This window comes from Chryseobacterium sp. 22543 (assembly GCF_052044565.1).
GTDB lineage: Bacteria > Bacteroidota > Bacteroidia > Flavobacteriales > Weeksellaceae > Chryseobacterium.
In genome coordinates, this window is the sequence record NZ_JBQENH010000001.1 from 1,090,513 (window position 1) to 1,106,783 (window position 16,271).

Below are 16,271 nucleotides of genomic sequence, written 5' to 3' on the forward strand. Positions count from 1 at the left end.
CACGATGAAATTAAGTTTAGCAATTGTAGCATTTGCTTTGGCAATTCCTTCTGCCACTTATGCACAAGACTCAACTGCTGATTCAGGTGGAAAATACCCAAATACATTTTCTTCGGGATCTGCCAATGTTGCTCCATTCACGAACCAGTCTAAGAGATTTAACGATTGGTCTGTTTCAGTAGGAGCTGGAGTCCCACTTCTTCAGTCAGCAGATTTAACCTCTATCAAAAATGGTAACGGTAAAAACCTTTTTGGATATTCAGCCTATGTAAGTATTGATAAAGCAATTACACATGCTTTCGGAATCAATCTACAATATGACAAAGGTGAAACCAGACAAGGATGGTTCAATACTAAAAACGCAGCACCAGATGCAACAGCAGTAGGAGCAAGAACTCAGTATGATGCGATCTCTATCTTAGGAGACATTAACTTTTCTAATTTATTAAGAAGAGTTGATAATCATTCTCCTTACAGATGGGCTCTTCATGGATATGCAGGTATTGGTACTATTGCCTACAGAGCATACCAGAAAGACGGGAATAACAAACAGACATTGATGACTGAAATTAAACCTTTCCAGTTAGGTTCTATGTTCATGCAGGCTGGTACAGGTCTGAAGTTTAAAGTTAACAGAAGAATTGATATTGAAGGTAGATTAATGTATGTAGTAACCGGTGATGACGAATTTGATGGTGGCGGTGATGCTTACAGTGCTATCAACAAGCGTTCTGAGCAGGTTTCTGACAACTTCTTCAATGCAACTTTAGGTCTTACTTTCAAATTAGGAAAACATGAGTCTCACCTAATGTGGCATGACCCACTTCAGGAAATCTATTACAAACTGGATGTATTGGCTAATAAAAACCAGGATATCGAAGTATGTAAAAAAGGAGATGCTGATAACGATGGGGTATGTGACGATTGGGACAGACAGCTTGACACTCCTGCAGGAGCAAGAGTAGATGGTGCCGGAGTTGCTCTTGATGTTGACCTGGATGGCGTAATTGATCTTTACGACAAATGTGTAACGGTTCCTGGACCTGTTGAAAACAATGGATGTCCTATCAAAAAAGACAACAAGGAGACTGCTGTAGAAGTAGAGAAAACCCTTAAAGATATTTATTTCAATTTTAATAAAGCGACTATCAGACCTGAATCTAATGAAAAACTAGACCTGGCTGCTTCAATTATTAAGGAAAACGGAGGTAACTATCTATTGACAGGACATACTGATATCAAAGGAAATGCAGCTTACAACTTAAGACTGTCTAAAGAAAGAGCAGCTGCTGTTGTAGGAGCTCTGGAAACCAGAGGTATCAATGAAAATGTACTGAAATCAAGAGGAGTAGGCTCTGCAGAAGCTACTATCCCTGCATCAGCTTCTGATGCTGAAAGAATGGCGGATAGAAAAGTTACGGTAAGATTTGTAGAAACATCAGAATGGGATTCTATCAAAAAGAAAGACTATGAAGATGCGCCTGTAAAAAAAGCAGTAAAAAAAGTACCTGCTAAGAAAAAGAAGAAATAATTTTCATAATACACAAAACCGAAAAGAATTACTCTTTTCGGTTTATTTTTTTTTTACTACGAATTATTTTACATACCTTTATCATTATTTTCAGGACAACGGTATGAAACACATTAAAAATCAACTAGTTTGATTTGAAAAAAAATAACATAAAACCGCTTTTTGGCGTAAAAAATCATTTAAAATAACTTAACTTAAAAAAATAACACTATGAAATTAAGTTTAGCAATTGTAGCATTTGCTTTGGCAATTCCTTCTGCCACTTATGCACAAGACTCAACGGCAGTTTCAAAAGGAGAATATCCTAATACATTTTCTTCGGGATCTGCTAATGTTTCCCCATTCACCAGTCAATCTAAAAGATTTAACGATTGGTCTATCTCTGCAGGGGTTGGAGTTCCACTTCTTCAGTCAGCAGATTTGACTTCAATCAAAAATGGTAACGGTAAGAACCTTTTTGGATATTCAGCCTATCTAAGTATTGACAAAGCAATTACACATGCTTTCGGAATCAATTTACAGTATGACAAAGGTGAAACCAGACAAGGATGGTTCAACACTAAAAATGCAGCACCAGATGCAACAGCAGTAGGAGCAAGAACTCAGTATGATGCGATCTCTATCTTAGGAGACATTAACTTTTCTAATTTATTAAGAAGAGTTGATAATCATTCTCCTTACAGATGGGCTCTTCATGGATATGCAGGTATTGGTACTATTGCCTATAGAGCATACCAGAAAGCAGGTAACGGAAAGCAGGCATTGATGACAGAAGTAAAACCTTTCCAATTAGGTTCTATGTTCATGCAGGCTGGTACAGGTCTGAAATTTAAAGTGAACAGAAGAATTGATATTGAAGGTAGATTAATGTATGTGGTAACCGGTGATGACGAATTTGATGGTGGCGGTGATGCTTACAGTGCTATCAACAAGCGTTCTGAGCAGGTTTCTGACAACTTCTTCAATGCAACTTTAGGTCTTACTTTCAAATTAGGAAAACATGAGTCTCACCTAATGTGGCATGACCCACTTCAGGAAATCTATTACAAACTGGATGTATTGGCTAATAAAAACCAGGATATCGAAGTATGTAAAAAAGGAGATGCTGATAACGATGGGGTATGTGACGATTGGGACAGACAGCTTGACACTCCTGCAGGAGCAAGAGTGGACGGTGCCGGAGTTGCGCTTGATACTGACCTTGATGGTGTAATTGACCTTTACGACAAGTGTGTAACGGTTCCTGGACCTGTTGAAAACAACGGATGTCCTGTAGCAACAACAGGACCTGTAGTAGAAACAGAAACTAAATTGGAAGGAATCGAATTTGATTTAAATTCTGACAGAATTTTACCTTCAAACACTCCAATCTTAAATAATGCTGTAAACTATATTAATTCTTCAAATGGTTCTTATAGTGTAATCGGAGCTACTGATACAAGAGGTACTGATGCTTACAACCAAAAACTATCTGAAAGAAGAGCAAACAACGTTAAGAACTATCTGATCAAAAACGGTGTTCAAACTGGTAAATTACAGGCAGTAGGAAAAGGTGAAAAAGACCTTAAATACCCTGAGTGTGAACCAGCAACAAAGTGCCCTGAATGGAAAAACAGAGCCAACAGAAGAGTATACTTCGAAGCTAAATAATAAACTTATTTATATTATATGAAAGTCACGCCAGGCGTGACTTTTTTTGTCATAATACTTTCCTTATTTTTACAACATGATTTCGCCGCAGGATTTTCAAAAGCTCAAATATGATACCCTTAAGTATTTCTGGGGTTACACCGAATTCAGAGATGCTCAGGAAGAAATTATTAATGCCGTCATTAATGAAAAAGACACGCTGGTTCTGTTACCCACAGGAGCAGGGAAATCGCTATGCTATCAGTTGCCCGCTTTATTGAAAGAAGGAACCTGCCTGGTAGTTTCTCCTTTACTTGCATTGATGAAAGATCAGGTAAATCAGCTTAAATCCCGTGGCATTGAAGCAGAATATCTTTCTTCCGAACTGGATGAATATGATGTTGAAACAATTTACAATCGCTGTAAAGAAGGCCTCACAAAATTACTCTATGTTTCTCCTGAAAGACTTACCAATAGCCAGTTTATTCAGAACATGCAAGAAATCCAGTTATCTTTTATTGCAGTTGATGAAGCTCACTGTATTTCAGAATGGGGCCAGGATTTCAGACCAAGCTATCAGAATATTAAAGGGTTCAGAAGCAACAATCCTGAGATCCCCTGCCTTGCCCTGACCGCAACGGCAACTCCAAAAGTTCTGGAAGAAATCAAAAATAAATTAGAACTAAAGAAACCTTTTGTTTTCCAAAAAAGTTTTAAGAGAGATAATATCAAAATATTTTCAGATGAAGTATCTGATAAATTCCAACGTGTTTTTGATATTTTAAAATACAGCAACGATTCTGGAATTGTATATGTAAGAACCAGAAAAGAAGCTGAACTGCTGGCAGAATTTTTGAAAAAAAATCAACTGAAAAATGTAGATTATTTTCACGCAGGCTTAACGACCAGAGAAAAAAACACCAGACAGAATCTTTGGAACAACAGTGACAACCATGTTCTTATTTCTACCAATGCCTTTGGGATGGGTATTGATAAAGATAATGTACGTTTTGTAATTCACTATTCTCCTGCCGCCTCGCTGGAAAACTATTATCAGGAAATCGGAAGGGCCGGAAGGGATGGAAAAGACAGTTTTGCCTTCATGCTTTGGAATAAACAGGAACTCCTGAATTTTGATCAGATCTTAAAAAATCAAACGCCCAACAAAGCAGAATTTTTAAAGATCATCAGCTACCTCTACTCTATTTTTCAGGTAGCAGAATTTGAACTTCCTGAAAAAACATTTCAGCTGAATACTCTGGGTATACAGAATTTTACCAAACTGTCGAAAGCAAAAATCAACAACATACTCAATTTTCTTCACAACCAGGAGATTATTTACTATAATGAAAATAAAAGTCTGTCCTCACTTGAACTGTTTATCAAAGCTGATGAGATAGATCAATTGCCACAAAAAGATGCTCATTTCATAGAGCTTCTTTTCCGTACTGTATCTGGCATCACTACTCACAAAGTAATGTTCAGTGAACAGCAGGTAAGCAATAAAATCAATGTCGGTGTCCCTTTGATCAAAGAACGTCTTAAGGAACTGCAGCAAAAGAATTATCTTGAATATATTGACGGTGCGCTTTCCAGTATTAAATTCCTTAAACCCCGTGATGAAAGAGCGGTAAATAGTGCTTATTGGAAGGTATTTGAACATATTCAGAGAAACAAAATCCAGAAATGGGAAGAGATGAAGTTTTACGCAGAAAATAATAAATACTGTAAAATGAAACTCATCCTAGCCTATTTTGGCGAAAAAAATTCAAAAAACTGTGGCCAGTGTTCTGTTTGTGAAAAAAATAAACAGTCAATGTTTGGCAAGAATATTTCTCAGCAGATCATCAATTTATTAACTAAAAAGCCGGCAACGATTGAAGAGCTTTCTATACAGCTGAGTTATCATTCTAAAGAGAATATCTTAGAAAATCTTATTTTCCTTTTAGATTCCGGAAAAGTAAGAATGCTGAACTTCAGGACTTACGAACTGAATCAGTAATGATAATGTAGTGCAATAAAGGCGCAAAAACACTTTAGTAAGCTATTCTCTTCTCTAAAACTCTCTCACCCTCGAACTTCAATATCTTCCGACTCTCAGATCAAAAACTTATCTTTGCAGCATGAAATCATTGAAAGTCGTTTTTTTAGGGACTCCTGAGTTTGCAAAAACTTCTTTGGAGGCAATCCATCAATCTCACCATCAGGTGGTAGGTGTTGTAACTGTAGCTGATAAAGCAAGTGGACGTGGGCAGAAAATACACCAATCCCCTGTAAAAGTTTATGCTGAAGAAAATAATATTCCTGTCTTTCAGCCGGAAAAGTTGAGAAATCCTGAGTTTTTGGAAGAACTTAGAAACCTGGATGCCGATGTTTTTGTAGTAGTGGCTTTCAGAATGATGCCCAAAGTTCTTTTTGAAATGCCTAAAATGGGTACCTTCAATCTTCATGCATCTTTACTGCCGGATTACAGAGGAGCTGCTCCCATCAATTATGCAGTAATTAACGGTGAAAAAAAATCAGGAGCAACGACTTTCTTTATTAATGAAAAAATTGATGAAGGTAATATTCTTCTTCAACAGGAAATAGAAATTTTACCTGACGAAAATGCAGGAAGCCTTCACGACAGACTCATGGAAATGGGTTCAGGACTAGTCGTTAAAACACTAGATGGTCTGGCTGAAAATGCCATTGAAGAAAAACCTCAGCCACAGGTAGAACATCCTAAGAATGCTTATAAAATTTTCAAGGAAGATACAAGAATCAAGTGGGATCAATCTTCAAAAACTGTTCATCAGTTTATTCTGGGAATGTCGCCTTATCCTGCAGCTTTCACTACTTTAAAAATTGAAAACGAAGAAAAAGGATTAAAAATATTCGGCGGTAAATTTGAACTTTCTGATCATGAAAAACCGGCAGGAACTTTAGATATTTCCAAAAATGAATTTAAAATCTATACTCAGGACGGAATTTATTATCCTCTGGAACTTCAGTTGGAAGGTAAAAAAAGAATGACTGTAAAAGATTTCTTAAATGGTTTCAGAAATTTTGATGGAATCTCATTAACATAAAGGACTACATTCAGTTCATCAACATAAAAAAGGTTTAGAATTTTTCTAAACCTTTTTTATGATAAACAGTCAAAGTTGACTATCCGTTTTATTATAGTTGTACCATCTCAGTAACCTCTACATCATATCCTCCAACCTGAGGCTTGATATTAGGGTTTTGAGTGATTACTTTGAACTTGTTGATTCCTAAATTCTTTAAGATCTGCGTTCCAATTCCATAATCTCTGTAATTGTATGCTAAAGTAGGATGCTGCTCCTGCCCGTCCTGATAGTTCAGGAACTGCTGAAGTTTTCTCAATGTATTTTCAGAGTTAGAAACATTATTGATGAAAATGATTGCACCTTTTCCAGCTTCATTTACCATACCTGTTACTTTTTCCAATAATGGCTTCTCACCGTTGTTTAATCTTGTCAATACATCAAAATAAGAATCTGAAGACTGTACTCTCACCAAAACCGGCTCATCTACAGTCCATGTTCCTTTTGTCAGTGCAAAGTGGATCTGGTCATTGGAAGTTTCTCTGAAAGCATAAAAATCAAACTCACCGTAGTGCGTTTTTACTTTTTTCTCCTCAAGTCTTTCTACCAGGTTTCCTTTTTTAAGTTGGTAATGAATAAGATCTTCAATAGAAACGATCTTCATATCGTGCTTCTGAGCGAATGCATGAAGTTCAGGCAGACGGGACATTGTACCATCTTCATTCATAATCTCACAGATCACACCGCCTTCTTTCAAACCTGATAAGTTAGTAAGATCAATGGCAGCTTCAGTATGTCCGGCTCTTTTCAATACTCCTCCTTTTCTTGCACGAAGCGGGAAAATGTGGCCAGGTCTCATAAAGTCTGTAGGCTTGGATTTTTCATCCATCAGTGCTAAAATTGTTTTGGCTCTGTCTCCTGCAGAAATTCCGGTAGATGTTCCGTTTCCTAAAAGGTCAACCGATACCGTAAAAGCCGTTTCTTTAGGATCACTGCTTCTGCTTACCATCACTTCAAGCCCAAGTTCATCACATCTTTTTTCAGGAAGCGGCATACAAATAAGCCCTCTTCCGTGAAGAGCCATAAAATTGATAATTTCCGGTGTTGTCAACTCTGCTGCACAAAGAAAATCTCCTTCATTTTCTCTGTCTTCGTCATCTACTACTATGATTATTTTACCATTTTTAAGGTCTTCAATAGCCTCTGGAATAGTATTTAATTTAATATCGGACATTTTTACTTTTTATTTTTGCAAAGATACTCATAAAAATAAGCATCTGCCAACTAATTATGAATGGTTTATTACGCTTTGGATAGAGTTAGCTGCCTCTCTGAAAATCTCATAAGATCTCAATCTTTTCTGATGATCATAAATATGCGAATTGATGATCAGTTCATCAACCTGGAATTTTTCCTGGAAACTTTTAAGCTCTTCCTGAACTTCAGCCTGATCACCAATAAAAGTATATCTCAACTTCTGTAAAACCATGGATTTTTCCATTGGAGACCAGATTTCGTCCATATCATCAACAGGCGGAGCGAAAGGTTTTCTGTCATTTCTTACAATATTGATGAAGGCCTGAAATAAAGTGGTGGAGATTTTATGAGCTTCCTCTGAAGTTTCTGCTGCTACACCGTTTACACAGGCAATGATATAAGGTTTATCCAGATATTTTGAAGGTTCAAAATGTTCTCTGTATATTTTAAAAGCCATTTCCATCTGCTCCGGAGCAAAATGTCCTGCAAATGCATACGGCAAACCAAGTTCCGCCGCCAGCCAAGCACTGTCTGTACTTGATCCCAGAATATAAATTGGTATATCCAGCCCTTCTCCGGGAATAGCACGAACCATAGCATCTGAATTTTCCTTAGAAAAATATCTTTGAAGTTCCAGAATCTGTCTTGGAAACTGTTCATTAATAATTGCAGGATTTCTTCCTAAAGCCTGAGCCGTCAATCCGTCCGTTCCGGGTGCTCTCCCAACTCCAAGATCTATTCTTCCGGGAAAAAGAGACTCCAAAGTACCGAACTGTTCTGCAATAATCAGAGAACTATGGTTGGGAAGCATAATTCCTCCAGAACCTACTCTGATTTTTTTGGTCCCATTGGCAATAAACCCAATCAAAACAGAAGTTGCCGAACTGGCAATACTTTCCATATTGTGATGTTCTGCAAGCCAGAATCTTTTATAGTCTAAATTTTCAGCGTGATTGGCTAATGATAAGCTGTCCTGAAAAGTATCGTGAATGCTTTTACCTTGCTTTACTGGTGCAAGATCTAAAACAGAAATTTCAAAATTTTTCATATTGAGATGTTAATTTTTCTTTGGTCTCGAAAAAAACCATACAAATTTAAAACATAAAAACTGCATTAGTTACTTTTTGTAATTAATAAAACCGATCAGTTAATTCAGGGAAAAACTATTGGAATTCAAATTTTCTTTACCTGATTTTAGTTATACAATTTTGAGTAAATTGCAACATCATTCAAGAACATGAAAACAAAGGTAATGTATATCGAAAACAAATCCTTCGGTCATCACGGTCCGGCATGGATTGGTTTTGTAGAATTTTCAAAATCCGGGCAAACTGTTTATTTTGATAACAAGGCTCTCAAAAAACTTAAAAAGCCAGGAATCAATGCCAATCATTTTGATATAGAAACAGGAGAAGAATACTGGATATCCGGTATTAAGCAAAATGGTCAGAACAGACATCAATTTGGTGGTGGAAAAATTATGATTGATAGAAATTCAATTGATGAATATTTGAAACTGGTAGATTTTAACCATATTGATGAAAAGTATTTTGAAATTATTGAGTTCTCCGGAACAGATAAAAATAGATTTAGGGAAATAGAAAATACCGAAACTGAATTCAGAGACAGAAGCTATCGGGCTACTTTCTATGACAACAATAAAAGAAAATTAATCTTCGATATTAATATTTAAATGAAAAATATTTATTAACTCTTTATCTCAGAGTTACAGAGTTAATCAGGATTTATTAAACGAATAAAATGAAAAAGGGTTTGAGTATTTTCAAAACTTTTTTTTATTTTACTCAAGCGAATTCTCACATTCAATAATTATCATATAAAAGTTTTTTTTAACATTAATAATTCAATAAAAAGAGAAATATTAATTATATTCGTATACCAAATCTTTAAAAACTTTAACATGAACAAAAAACCAAACAATCTGTTTTCCCGGCAGATTCTGACAGGAAGAACTGTCTTTATGAGCCTTGTTATTGCTGCAGTATTAACATCTTGTAGTAAAAACAATGAAGAAATAACCTCCGAAGCTCAAACTAATGCTTTTACTACTGAAAATGTCAAAAAAGGGCAATTGAATGGCCAGGAAATTAGTTATGAAAGAAAAAACGGAATGAATTTTTTCCAGGGAGACATTGTTCTCTCCGACAAACAGCTGGCAGAAGGCAGTGAACTCAATAAGGGCGGTGCAAGCTATTCAAGATGGCCAAGCAGTAAAATTTATTATACTGTTGCCAGTAATATGGGATCTATCAATGCTAATAAAATTACTTCTGCCGTGAATGAGTACAATACAAAAACAAATACTCAGTGGATTCCACGTACCAACCAAACAAATTATGTAGAATTTATTTTTGGAAGTTCATCAGGATCAGACGGCTGGGCTCATATTGGATATCAGGGAGGAAAACAAACTGTTTCTTTGGATCAATATATTTCTGTAGGATCGGTAATTCATGAGATGGGACATACGATAGGGCTTTATCATGAACACACCCGCAAAGACAGAGATCAATATGTAAAAATTCTTTGGAATAATATCCAAAGTGGGCAGTCATATAATTTCAATATTTATAGCTCGGGGACAGATATAGGACCATTCAATATCAATTCAGTGATGATGTACTGGCCGACTTCTTATTCTAAAAACGGGCTTCCAACTATTACAAGAGCAGATAATTCAAGCTTTACATATAATAGAACAGGTTTTACAACCGGGGATATCAATACCATTAATGCTATGTACCCTTAATTTTAAAGAATTTTTTGTGACCATCAAAAAAGAGAAGAATTCTTATGAATTCTTCCCTTTTTTATAATTATAATGATTAATCAAAATCCTGATTTCATTGAATTCAAAGTGACTTGGTAATGCACTCTTCCACTCAGTCAATGTTTCGTGTGGATTTTTGTAGAATTCATCTTCAAAAGCCTTGATCTTATCTGAGGTGATTACTCTGGAGATATCCAGCAATCCCTGTTCTGCAAATTTGGCAAGATGGCCAATAACCGTTTCTTTTACCAAACCTCTTTCCAAAGCAATTTCTCCGATAGTTTTTCCCTGTTCAAATAACTGAAAGGTTAAAACCTGAGACGGAACTTTAGCTATTTTCAGATTGATTTCTTTATCATTCTTTTCATCTAAAAGTTTAGTTTCCAGAAGATAAATTTCTCTTAAACTGTTCAGGTATTCTTCAATATCTTCCAGCCAGTTTTTGAATTCCTCGTTATATTGTTTTAAACCCTTCGCTCCTTTTATTTCAGCATAAAACTCTTTCAAAGGATCGAAAATTTTATTTCTGGTTTCTATAAAGAAGAAATTAACGGCTCCTTTCGATTTGCTTTCAATCTCAGACCAGTCTTCTTTTTGTTCAATAAAATTATTGACTTTCTGGAAAATGATTCGTTCCAGTTTTTCAAAGATTTTTCCAAGATTTACTGCTTCATGTTTCAACTGAAGATAAAGCTGTTTAGTCTTGGCATGATCTATATTCTTGGTCACAATAGACAGGTTATTCCATTCCTCTACTTCTTTTAAAAACCATGTGCAGTCAAGCGTACGAAGTACTTTCCTGATGCTGTAGTCATATTTTTCCTGATTCAGAATAGCCTCCACATGATCATTGGCAATAGTATCCGTATGGAAATGCAAAATCCTGTTATCCTTGAAAATAACTTCAGGGGCAATTTTTGATTTTAAAACAATTCCTTCCAATGTTCTGCAACGGGATAAAGCCACATATACCTGACCTGCCGTGAAACTTTTTCCGGCATCAATAATTACTTTATCAAACGTCAGTCCCTGGCTTTTATGAATAGTAACAGCCCAGGCCAGTTTTATCGGAAATTGTTCAAAACTTCCTAATACTTCTTCCTGGATATTTTTATCAGTGTCAAGGAAATATTTTTTCTGTTCCCAGGTTTCTCTTTTAACTACAATTTCATTTTCGCTTTCATCCAGAACAACACGAATTTCATTTTCATCCAATCCAATGATCTCGCCTAATTTCCCGTTGAAATATTTCTTTTCTCCGGAAATATCATTTCGGATAAACATGATCTGAGCGCCAATTTTCAATTCTAAAAACTGTTCGTTTGGAAACTGATTTTCTTTAAAATCACCTACAAGTTTAGCTTCATAAGTTTGAGGATCTACCTTTATCTCCGCCAGTTTTTCCAGGTTGATTTCATCAGCCATTCTATTGTGAGAGCACAGGTATACGTAAGATTCTTTCCCCATGTCAAAATTGGGATCGTATCTTTCATTGAGATGGTTAAAATCTATATTATCCACATCACCGTCACGGATAGCATTCAGAATCGCCAGAAATCCCTGATCAGACTGTCTGTAAACTTTTGTCAGTTCAATGGTAACAATCGGAATTTCCTTAATGGCATGACTGTCAAAAAAGAAGGGTGAATTGTAATACATTTTAAGAATATGCTCATCCCTCACCACAGGCGGAAGCTGAAACAAATCTCCAATAAACAGCATCTGTACTCCCCCAAACCTTTGATTATTCCTTCTGATAAACCTCAAAGAAAAATCCATCATATCAAGAACATCAGCTCTCAACATGGAAACCTCATCAATGATAATGATCTCAACTTCTCTCAGAAGCTTCAGTTTATCTTTACGGTATTTGAAATGGGGCATCAGATCGGCAATATTATTAGCCAAACTGGTGTCTATTCTTTCTGTCGTAGGAAGAAAAGTTCTCAACGGCAGTCCAAACATGGAATGAATTGTAACGCCGCCCGCATTGATTGCAGCAATTCCTGTGGGTGCTACTACAATATGCTTTTTCTTTGTACGTCTTACAAAATCATTGAGAAATGTCGTTTTACCTGTTCCGGCTTTCCCAGTCAGAAAAACACTTCTATTCGTATATTCTATTAAGTCAAAAAAATGATTGTTCATCGTTGTCAAAAATACGGAAATGAATTTGAATTTCTTACCTTGGCATAAGTTTTGAAAATTCTTAAAAAGAAAAAAGTTTATTGTGAAAAAAATATTCTTCCATTTCCCGGTGATAGTATTATGTACTACATTAACTATGGTTTCCTGTAACACATCAAAAAATGCCAATACCAATCTTCCTGTTGATATCGCGGACAGACCTGTTGACGAAGACAGTCAGAAGTATGAGCAGGCACAACTCGATAGATTAAAAGCTTCTATTGAATCTGAAGTGTCCGGAGAAAAATGTACGGATCCCAGTGAATGGGCATTTGCGCCTATGGGAGCAAAATCCTGTGGCGGACCTCAGCAATACATTGCTTATCCCAAGAAAATAGAAACTGCTTTCTTACTGAGAGTAAATGATTACACGGATAAAGTAAAAACTTTTAATGAAAAATATAATATCATGTCTGACTGTGTAGTAATCACACCTCCTACATCTTTGAAATGTATTCATGGAAAAATCAGACTGATCACTCCGGACAATAACTAACAATAAAACAAAGGTTCTATATCAAATCGAAAAAAGCTCTGTCTCAGGACGGAGCTTTTATATTTATAGGGTCAATGTTGAATGTTGACCATTCAAAGGTAAATTAGAATTGATGATCTTTCACGTTTTCTTTATACCACGATGAGTATTTTACATAGTTATCAGCGATTCTGTTAACTTCTCCTTCTAATAGCTGAGCATTAATATCTTTGATTTTTTTTGCAGGAACTCCACCCCAAACTTCTCCGGATTTTATATGAGTGCCCTGAGTTACTACAGAACCTGCCCCTACAATAGAATTTTCTTCCACCAAGCAGTCATCCATTACAATAGCTCCCATCCCAATCAGGACATTATCTTTAATGGTACACCCATGAACAATTGCATTATGTCCGATAGAAACGTTATTTCCGATATTCAGCGGATGTTTCTGATAGGTGCAATGCAGCATTGCATTATCCTGAACATTTACCTTGTCACCCATTTTTATATAGTGAACATCGCCTCTGATCACAGCATTATACCAAACGCTGCAGTCTCTTCCCATTGTAACATCACCAATAATAGTAGCGGTTTCTGCTAAAAAAGTATTTTCTCCGATCTGTGGTGCTTTTCCTAAAAGTTCTTTTATAAGTGCCATAATATTAATTTGAAAATTTGAAAATATGCCAATTGAAAATAATGATCTTCTGCTTATAGTCTCTGGTATCTAACTTCTAAATTACAGTGATAGCAAAAATCTAACTCTCAATTTTCAGCGTCTAACTTCTAATGCGTATTTTTGTATCTCAAATTTAACGAAAAAATGCGTACCGTACTTATAGAACCTACCGAAAACCCGAAAGTAATGAAATTTGTAGCAGATTACAATCTCATTCCAGGGTCTTTAGAGTTGGACAGAAATTCAGATATTTCAGAAATTCCTATGGCACAGGAACTTTTCAATTATCCGTTTGTAGAAAGAATTTTCATAACGGCTAATTTTGTAGCTGTGGCTAAACAGGATACCATAGAATGGGAACATGTAGCTGAAAGTCTGAAAAATGTGATTGAGGATGAATTATTGGCCAACCCAAGAATTTACCTTCAAAAGAAAAAAGAAATGTATCAGATCTATGCTGAAATGACTCCAAATCCTAATGTAATGAAATTTGTTTCAAGCAAATTACTGATGGATGGTTTTGTGGAAGTAAAATCTATTGAAGCCGCTGAAGAAGTTCCTTTGGCACAGGCAATCTTTAAAGAATTTGAATTTACAAAAGAAGTTTTCATTTCTGACAATTTTGTAGCTGTTACCAGAGACAATTCTGTAGAATGGCATCAGGTGATGATGACTGTTCGTGCACTTATTGCCGAGTATCTTCAAAATGGAGGTGAGATTTCTAAAGTAGAGCCTCAGAAACACGAAAACCCTGTTGAAAAGATCATCAACAGAGATTATACGGAAGATGAGCAGAAAATTTCTGACATTTTAAATGAATATGTGGCTCCTGCAGTAGAAAATGATGGTGGAAAGATTTCATTGATGGAATATGACCAGGAGAGCAAAACTGCAAAAATGCTTCTACAGGGAGCTTGTTCAGGCTGCCCAAGTTCTACGGCTACTTTGAAAAACGGAATTGAAAATATTTTAAAACAATTCGTTCCGGATCTGGTAGAAAAAGTAGAAGCTGTAAACGGATAATTCAGTTTGAAAATGCCTCCCGAAAAGAAAATTGTGGTTATCATTGGAAGTGCGTCGGAGAATTCCAGCAACCAGAAACTTATGGAACAGGTCCTGGAAAAGATAGGAAATACAGATTTTCAGATGTATGATAATCTTTCTGTTCTTCCTCATTTTGATACTGCAATAACGGATGACAATATTCCTGATGAAGTTCAGAAGATCAGAAAGGATATTAAAAACTCAGCAGGTGTTATATTTTCCACTCCGGAATATATTTTCAGTATTCCCGGCAGATTAAAAAATTTGTTGGAATGGTGTGTTTCCACAACAATCTTTTCTGAAAAGCCAGTGTCAGTAATTACCGCATCAGCCAGTGGAGAAAAAGGCCACGAAGAGTTATTAATGATTTTAAAGACTCTTGGAGCGGTAACAGATGATAAACATCAGGCATTAATAAAGGGGATAAAAGGCAAATTTGACAGCAATGGCTTACTGGAAAGTAATACCTTTGCTAAAGTATCAAAATTAGTAGCAGATTTTACAACGTCTGTTTCATAATTAAAAATTAGAATATTGAATAATAAAGGAATTTTACTGGTCAATCTTGGATCACCGAGATCAACCTCTGTAAGCGACGTAAAGGAATATCTTGACGAATTTTTGATGGATGAAAGAGTGATTGATTACCGTTGGATCTTTCGTGCTCTGCTTGTACAGGGAATTATCCTGAAAACAAGACCTGCCAAATCTGCTGAAGCCTATAAAACGGTGTGGACAGATAAAGGTTCTCCACTGATTGTCATTACTGAACAAATTCAGAAAAAACTTCAGAAAGTGGTAGACGTTCCTGTGGAAATAGGAATGAGATATGCACAACCAAGTATTGAAACGGGTATTCAGAAACTGGTAGACCAGGGAATCACTGAAATCGTTCTTTTCCCTTTATATCCTCAATATGCCATGAGTACTACGGAAACGGTAATTGAAAAGGCTGAAGAAGTAAGAAAAAAGAAGTTTCCAAAGGTAAAGATCAATTATATTCAACCTTTTTACAACAGAGATATTTATATCAACTGTCTGGCAGAAAGCATTAGAGAGAAACTTCCAGAAAATTTTGATGCCCTTCAGTTTTCTTATCATGGAGTTCCGGAAAGACATATTTATAAGACAGATCCTACAAAAACCTGTAATCTTAATGACTGCTGTTCCAGAGATGACAATCCAAGCCATCAGTTCTGCTATCGTCACCAATGTTATAAAACGACACAGCGTGTTATTGAAAAACTGGATTTACCAAAAGAAAAAACTATTGTTTCTTTCCAGTCACGATTAGGAAAAGACAAGTGGATCGAGCCTTATACTGATGAAACACTGGAAACCATTGGTAAAAAGGGAATAAAAAATCTGGCCATAGTTTGTCCTGCATTTGTCTCTGACTGTCTTGAGACTTTGGAGGAAATTTCTGTAGAAGGAAAAGAACAGTTTATGCACGGAGGTGGAGAGAATTTCCATTATATTCCCTGTCTGAATGATGAAGACCGATGGATTGATGTCGTAAAAACACTTTGCGAAGAAAAGCTGAATGATTTCTATCTGGTATAATCACTTTACTCAAAATATAAAAAAGGCTGCAAGAATTAACTTGCAGCCTTTTCGTTGAATAT

The 16,271-nt window shown here is 36.0% G+C and carries 14 protein-coding genes; 10 read left to right on the forward strand and 4 right to left on the reverse strand.

Features of this window, described 5'->3' with window-relative positions; translation table 11 throughout:
* The first annotated feature begins 4 nt into the window (after positions 1–4).
* The 4 genes from ACTJIP_RS04895 to fmt all read left to right on the forward strand — a co-directional run bounded on the left by ACTJIP_RS04895 (position 5) and on the right by fmt (position 6,231).
* Positions 5–1,531 (forward strand): OmpA family protein, encoded by a 1,527-nt coding sequence (locus tag ACTJIP_RS04895; RefSeq protein ID WP_077419070.1) that lies wholly within the window; start codon positions 5–7, stop codon positions 1,529–1,531.
* A gap of 210 nt (positions 1,532–1,741) precedes the next feature.
* Complete coding sequence (locus tag ACTJIP_RS04900; RefSeq protein WP_440704172.1) at positions 1,742–3,181, forward strand: OmpA family protein; 1,440 nt, start codon at positions 1,742–1,744, stop codon at positions 3,179–3,181.
* A 76-nt stretch (positions 3,182–3,257) separates the two neighbouring features.
* Positions 3,258–5,162, forward strand: coding sequence for a RecQ family ATP-dependent DNA helicase (locus tag ACTJIP_RS04905; protein WP_077419068.1), 1,905 nt, complete (start codon positions 3,258–3,260; stop codon positions 5,160–5,162).
* A 121-nt stretch (positions 5,163–5,283) separates the two neighbouring features.
* A complete protein-coding gene (fmt, locus tag ACTJIP_RS04910) occupies positions 5,284–6,231 on the forward strand; it encodes a methionyl-tRNA formyltransferase (RefSeq protein ID WP_077419067.1) in 948 nt (315 codons plus the stop codon).
* 91 nt (positions 6,232–6,322) lie between these two features.
* Here fmt and ribB read toward each other — a convergent pair whose 3' ends face one another.
* A complete protein-coding gene (gene ribB / locus ACTJIP_RS04915) occupies positions 6,323–7,444 on the reverse strand; it encodes a 3,4-dihydroxy-2-butanone-4-phosphate synthase (protein WP_077419066.1) in 1,122 nt (373 codons plus the stop codon).
* Between the two features lie 54 nt (positions 7,445–7,498).
* Positions 7,499–8,515 (reverse strand): LLM class flavin-dependent oxidoreductase, encoded by a 1,017-nt coding sequence (locus tag ACTJIP_RS04920; protein ID WP_077419065.1) that lies wholly within the window; start codon positions 8,513–8,515, stop codon positions 7,499–7,501.
* Between the two features lie 189 nt (positions 8,516–8,704).
* On the opposite strand from ACTJIP_RS04920, the gene ACTJIP_RS04925 reads away from it, so the two are divergent.
* Together ACTJIP_RS04925 and ACTJIP_RS04930 are read left to right on the forward strand one after the other, a co-directional pair.
* Entirely contained in the window at positions 8,705–9,160 is a 456-nt protein-coding gene (locus tag ACTJIP_RS04925; protein ID WP_175627292.1) for a hypothetical protein, read from the forward strand.
* A 228-nt stretch (positions 9,161–9,388) separates the two neighbouring features.
* Positions 9,389–10,237, forward strand: a complete 849-nt coding sequence (locus ACTJIP_RS04930; protein ID WP_077419064.1) for a M12 family metallopeptidase — start codon at positions 9,389–9,391, stop codon at positions 10,235–10,237.
* Between the two features lie 42 nt (positions 10,238–10,279).
* On the opposite strand, the gene ACTJIP_RS04935 is transcribed toward ACTJIP_RS04930, so the two are convergent.
* Positions 10,280–12,406: a helix-turn-helix domain-containing protein gene (locus ACTJIP_RS04935; protein WP_440704173.1), complete on the reverse strand. Its 2,127-nt coding sequence runs from the start codon at positions 12,404–12,406 to the stop codon at positions 10,280–10,282.
* A gap of 82 nt (positions 12,407–12,488) precedes the next feature.
* On the opposite strand from ACTJIP_RS04935, the gene ACTJIP_RS04940 reads away from it, so the two are divergent.
* The gene (locus tag ACTJIP_RS04940) at positions 12,489–12,941 is read left to right on the forward strand and encodes a hypothetical protein (protein ID WP_180564522.1); all 453 of its coding nucleotides are present in this window, start codon (positions 12,489–12,491) and stop codon (positions 12,939–12,941) included.
* A 103-nt stretch (positions 12,942–13,044) separates the two neighbouring features.
* Here ACTJIP_RS04940 and ACTJIP_RS04945 read toward each other — a convergent pair whose 3' ends face one another.
* Complete coding sequence (locus tag ACTJIP_RS04945) at positions 13,045–13,581, reverse strand: gamma carbonic anhydrase family protein (protein ID WP_047378983.1); 537 nt, start codon at positions 13,579–13,581, stop codon at positions 13,045–13,047.
* Between the two features lie 165 nt (positions 13,582–13,746).
* Here ACTJIP_RS04945 and ACTJIP_RS04950 point away from each other — a divergent pair, with 165 nt between their 5' ends.
* Genes ACTJIP_RS04950 through hemH form a run of 3 tightly spaced genes read left to right on the forward strand, consistent with a single transcriptional unit; the run spans position 13,747 to position 16,209 of the window.
* Complete coding sequence (locus ACTJIP_RS04950) at positions 13,747–14,625, forward strand: NifU family protein (RefSeq protein ID WP_077419061.1); 879 nt, start codon at positions 13,747–13,749, stop codon at positions 14,623–14,625.
* 12 nt (positions 14,626–14,637) lie between these two features.
* Positions 14,638–15,165 carry an NADPH-dependent FMN reductase gene (locus ACTJIP_RS04955; protein WP_180564523.1) on the forward strand — a complete coding sequence of 176 codons (528 nt, stop codon included), beginning with the start codon at positions 14,638–14,640 and terminating at the stop codon, positions 15,163–15,165.
* A 15-nt stretch (positions 15,166–15,180) separates the two neighbouring features.
* Positions 15,181–16,209 (forward strand): ferrochelatase, encoded by a 1,029-nt coding sequence (gene hemH, locus ACTJIP_RS04960; RefSeq protein WP_077419059.1) that lies wholly within the window; start codon positions 15,181–15,183, stop codon positions 16,207–16,209.
* The last annotated feature ends 62 nt before the right edge of the window (positions 16,210–16,271 follow it).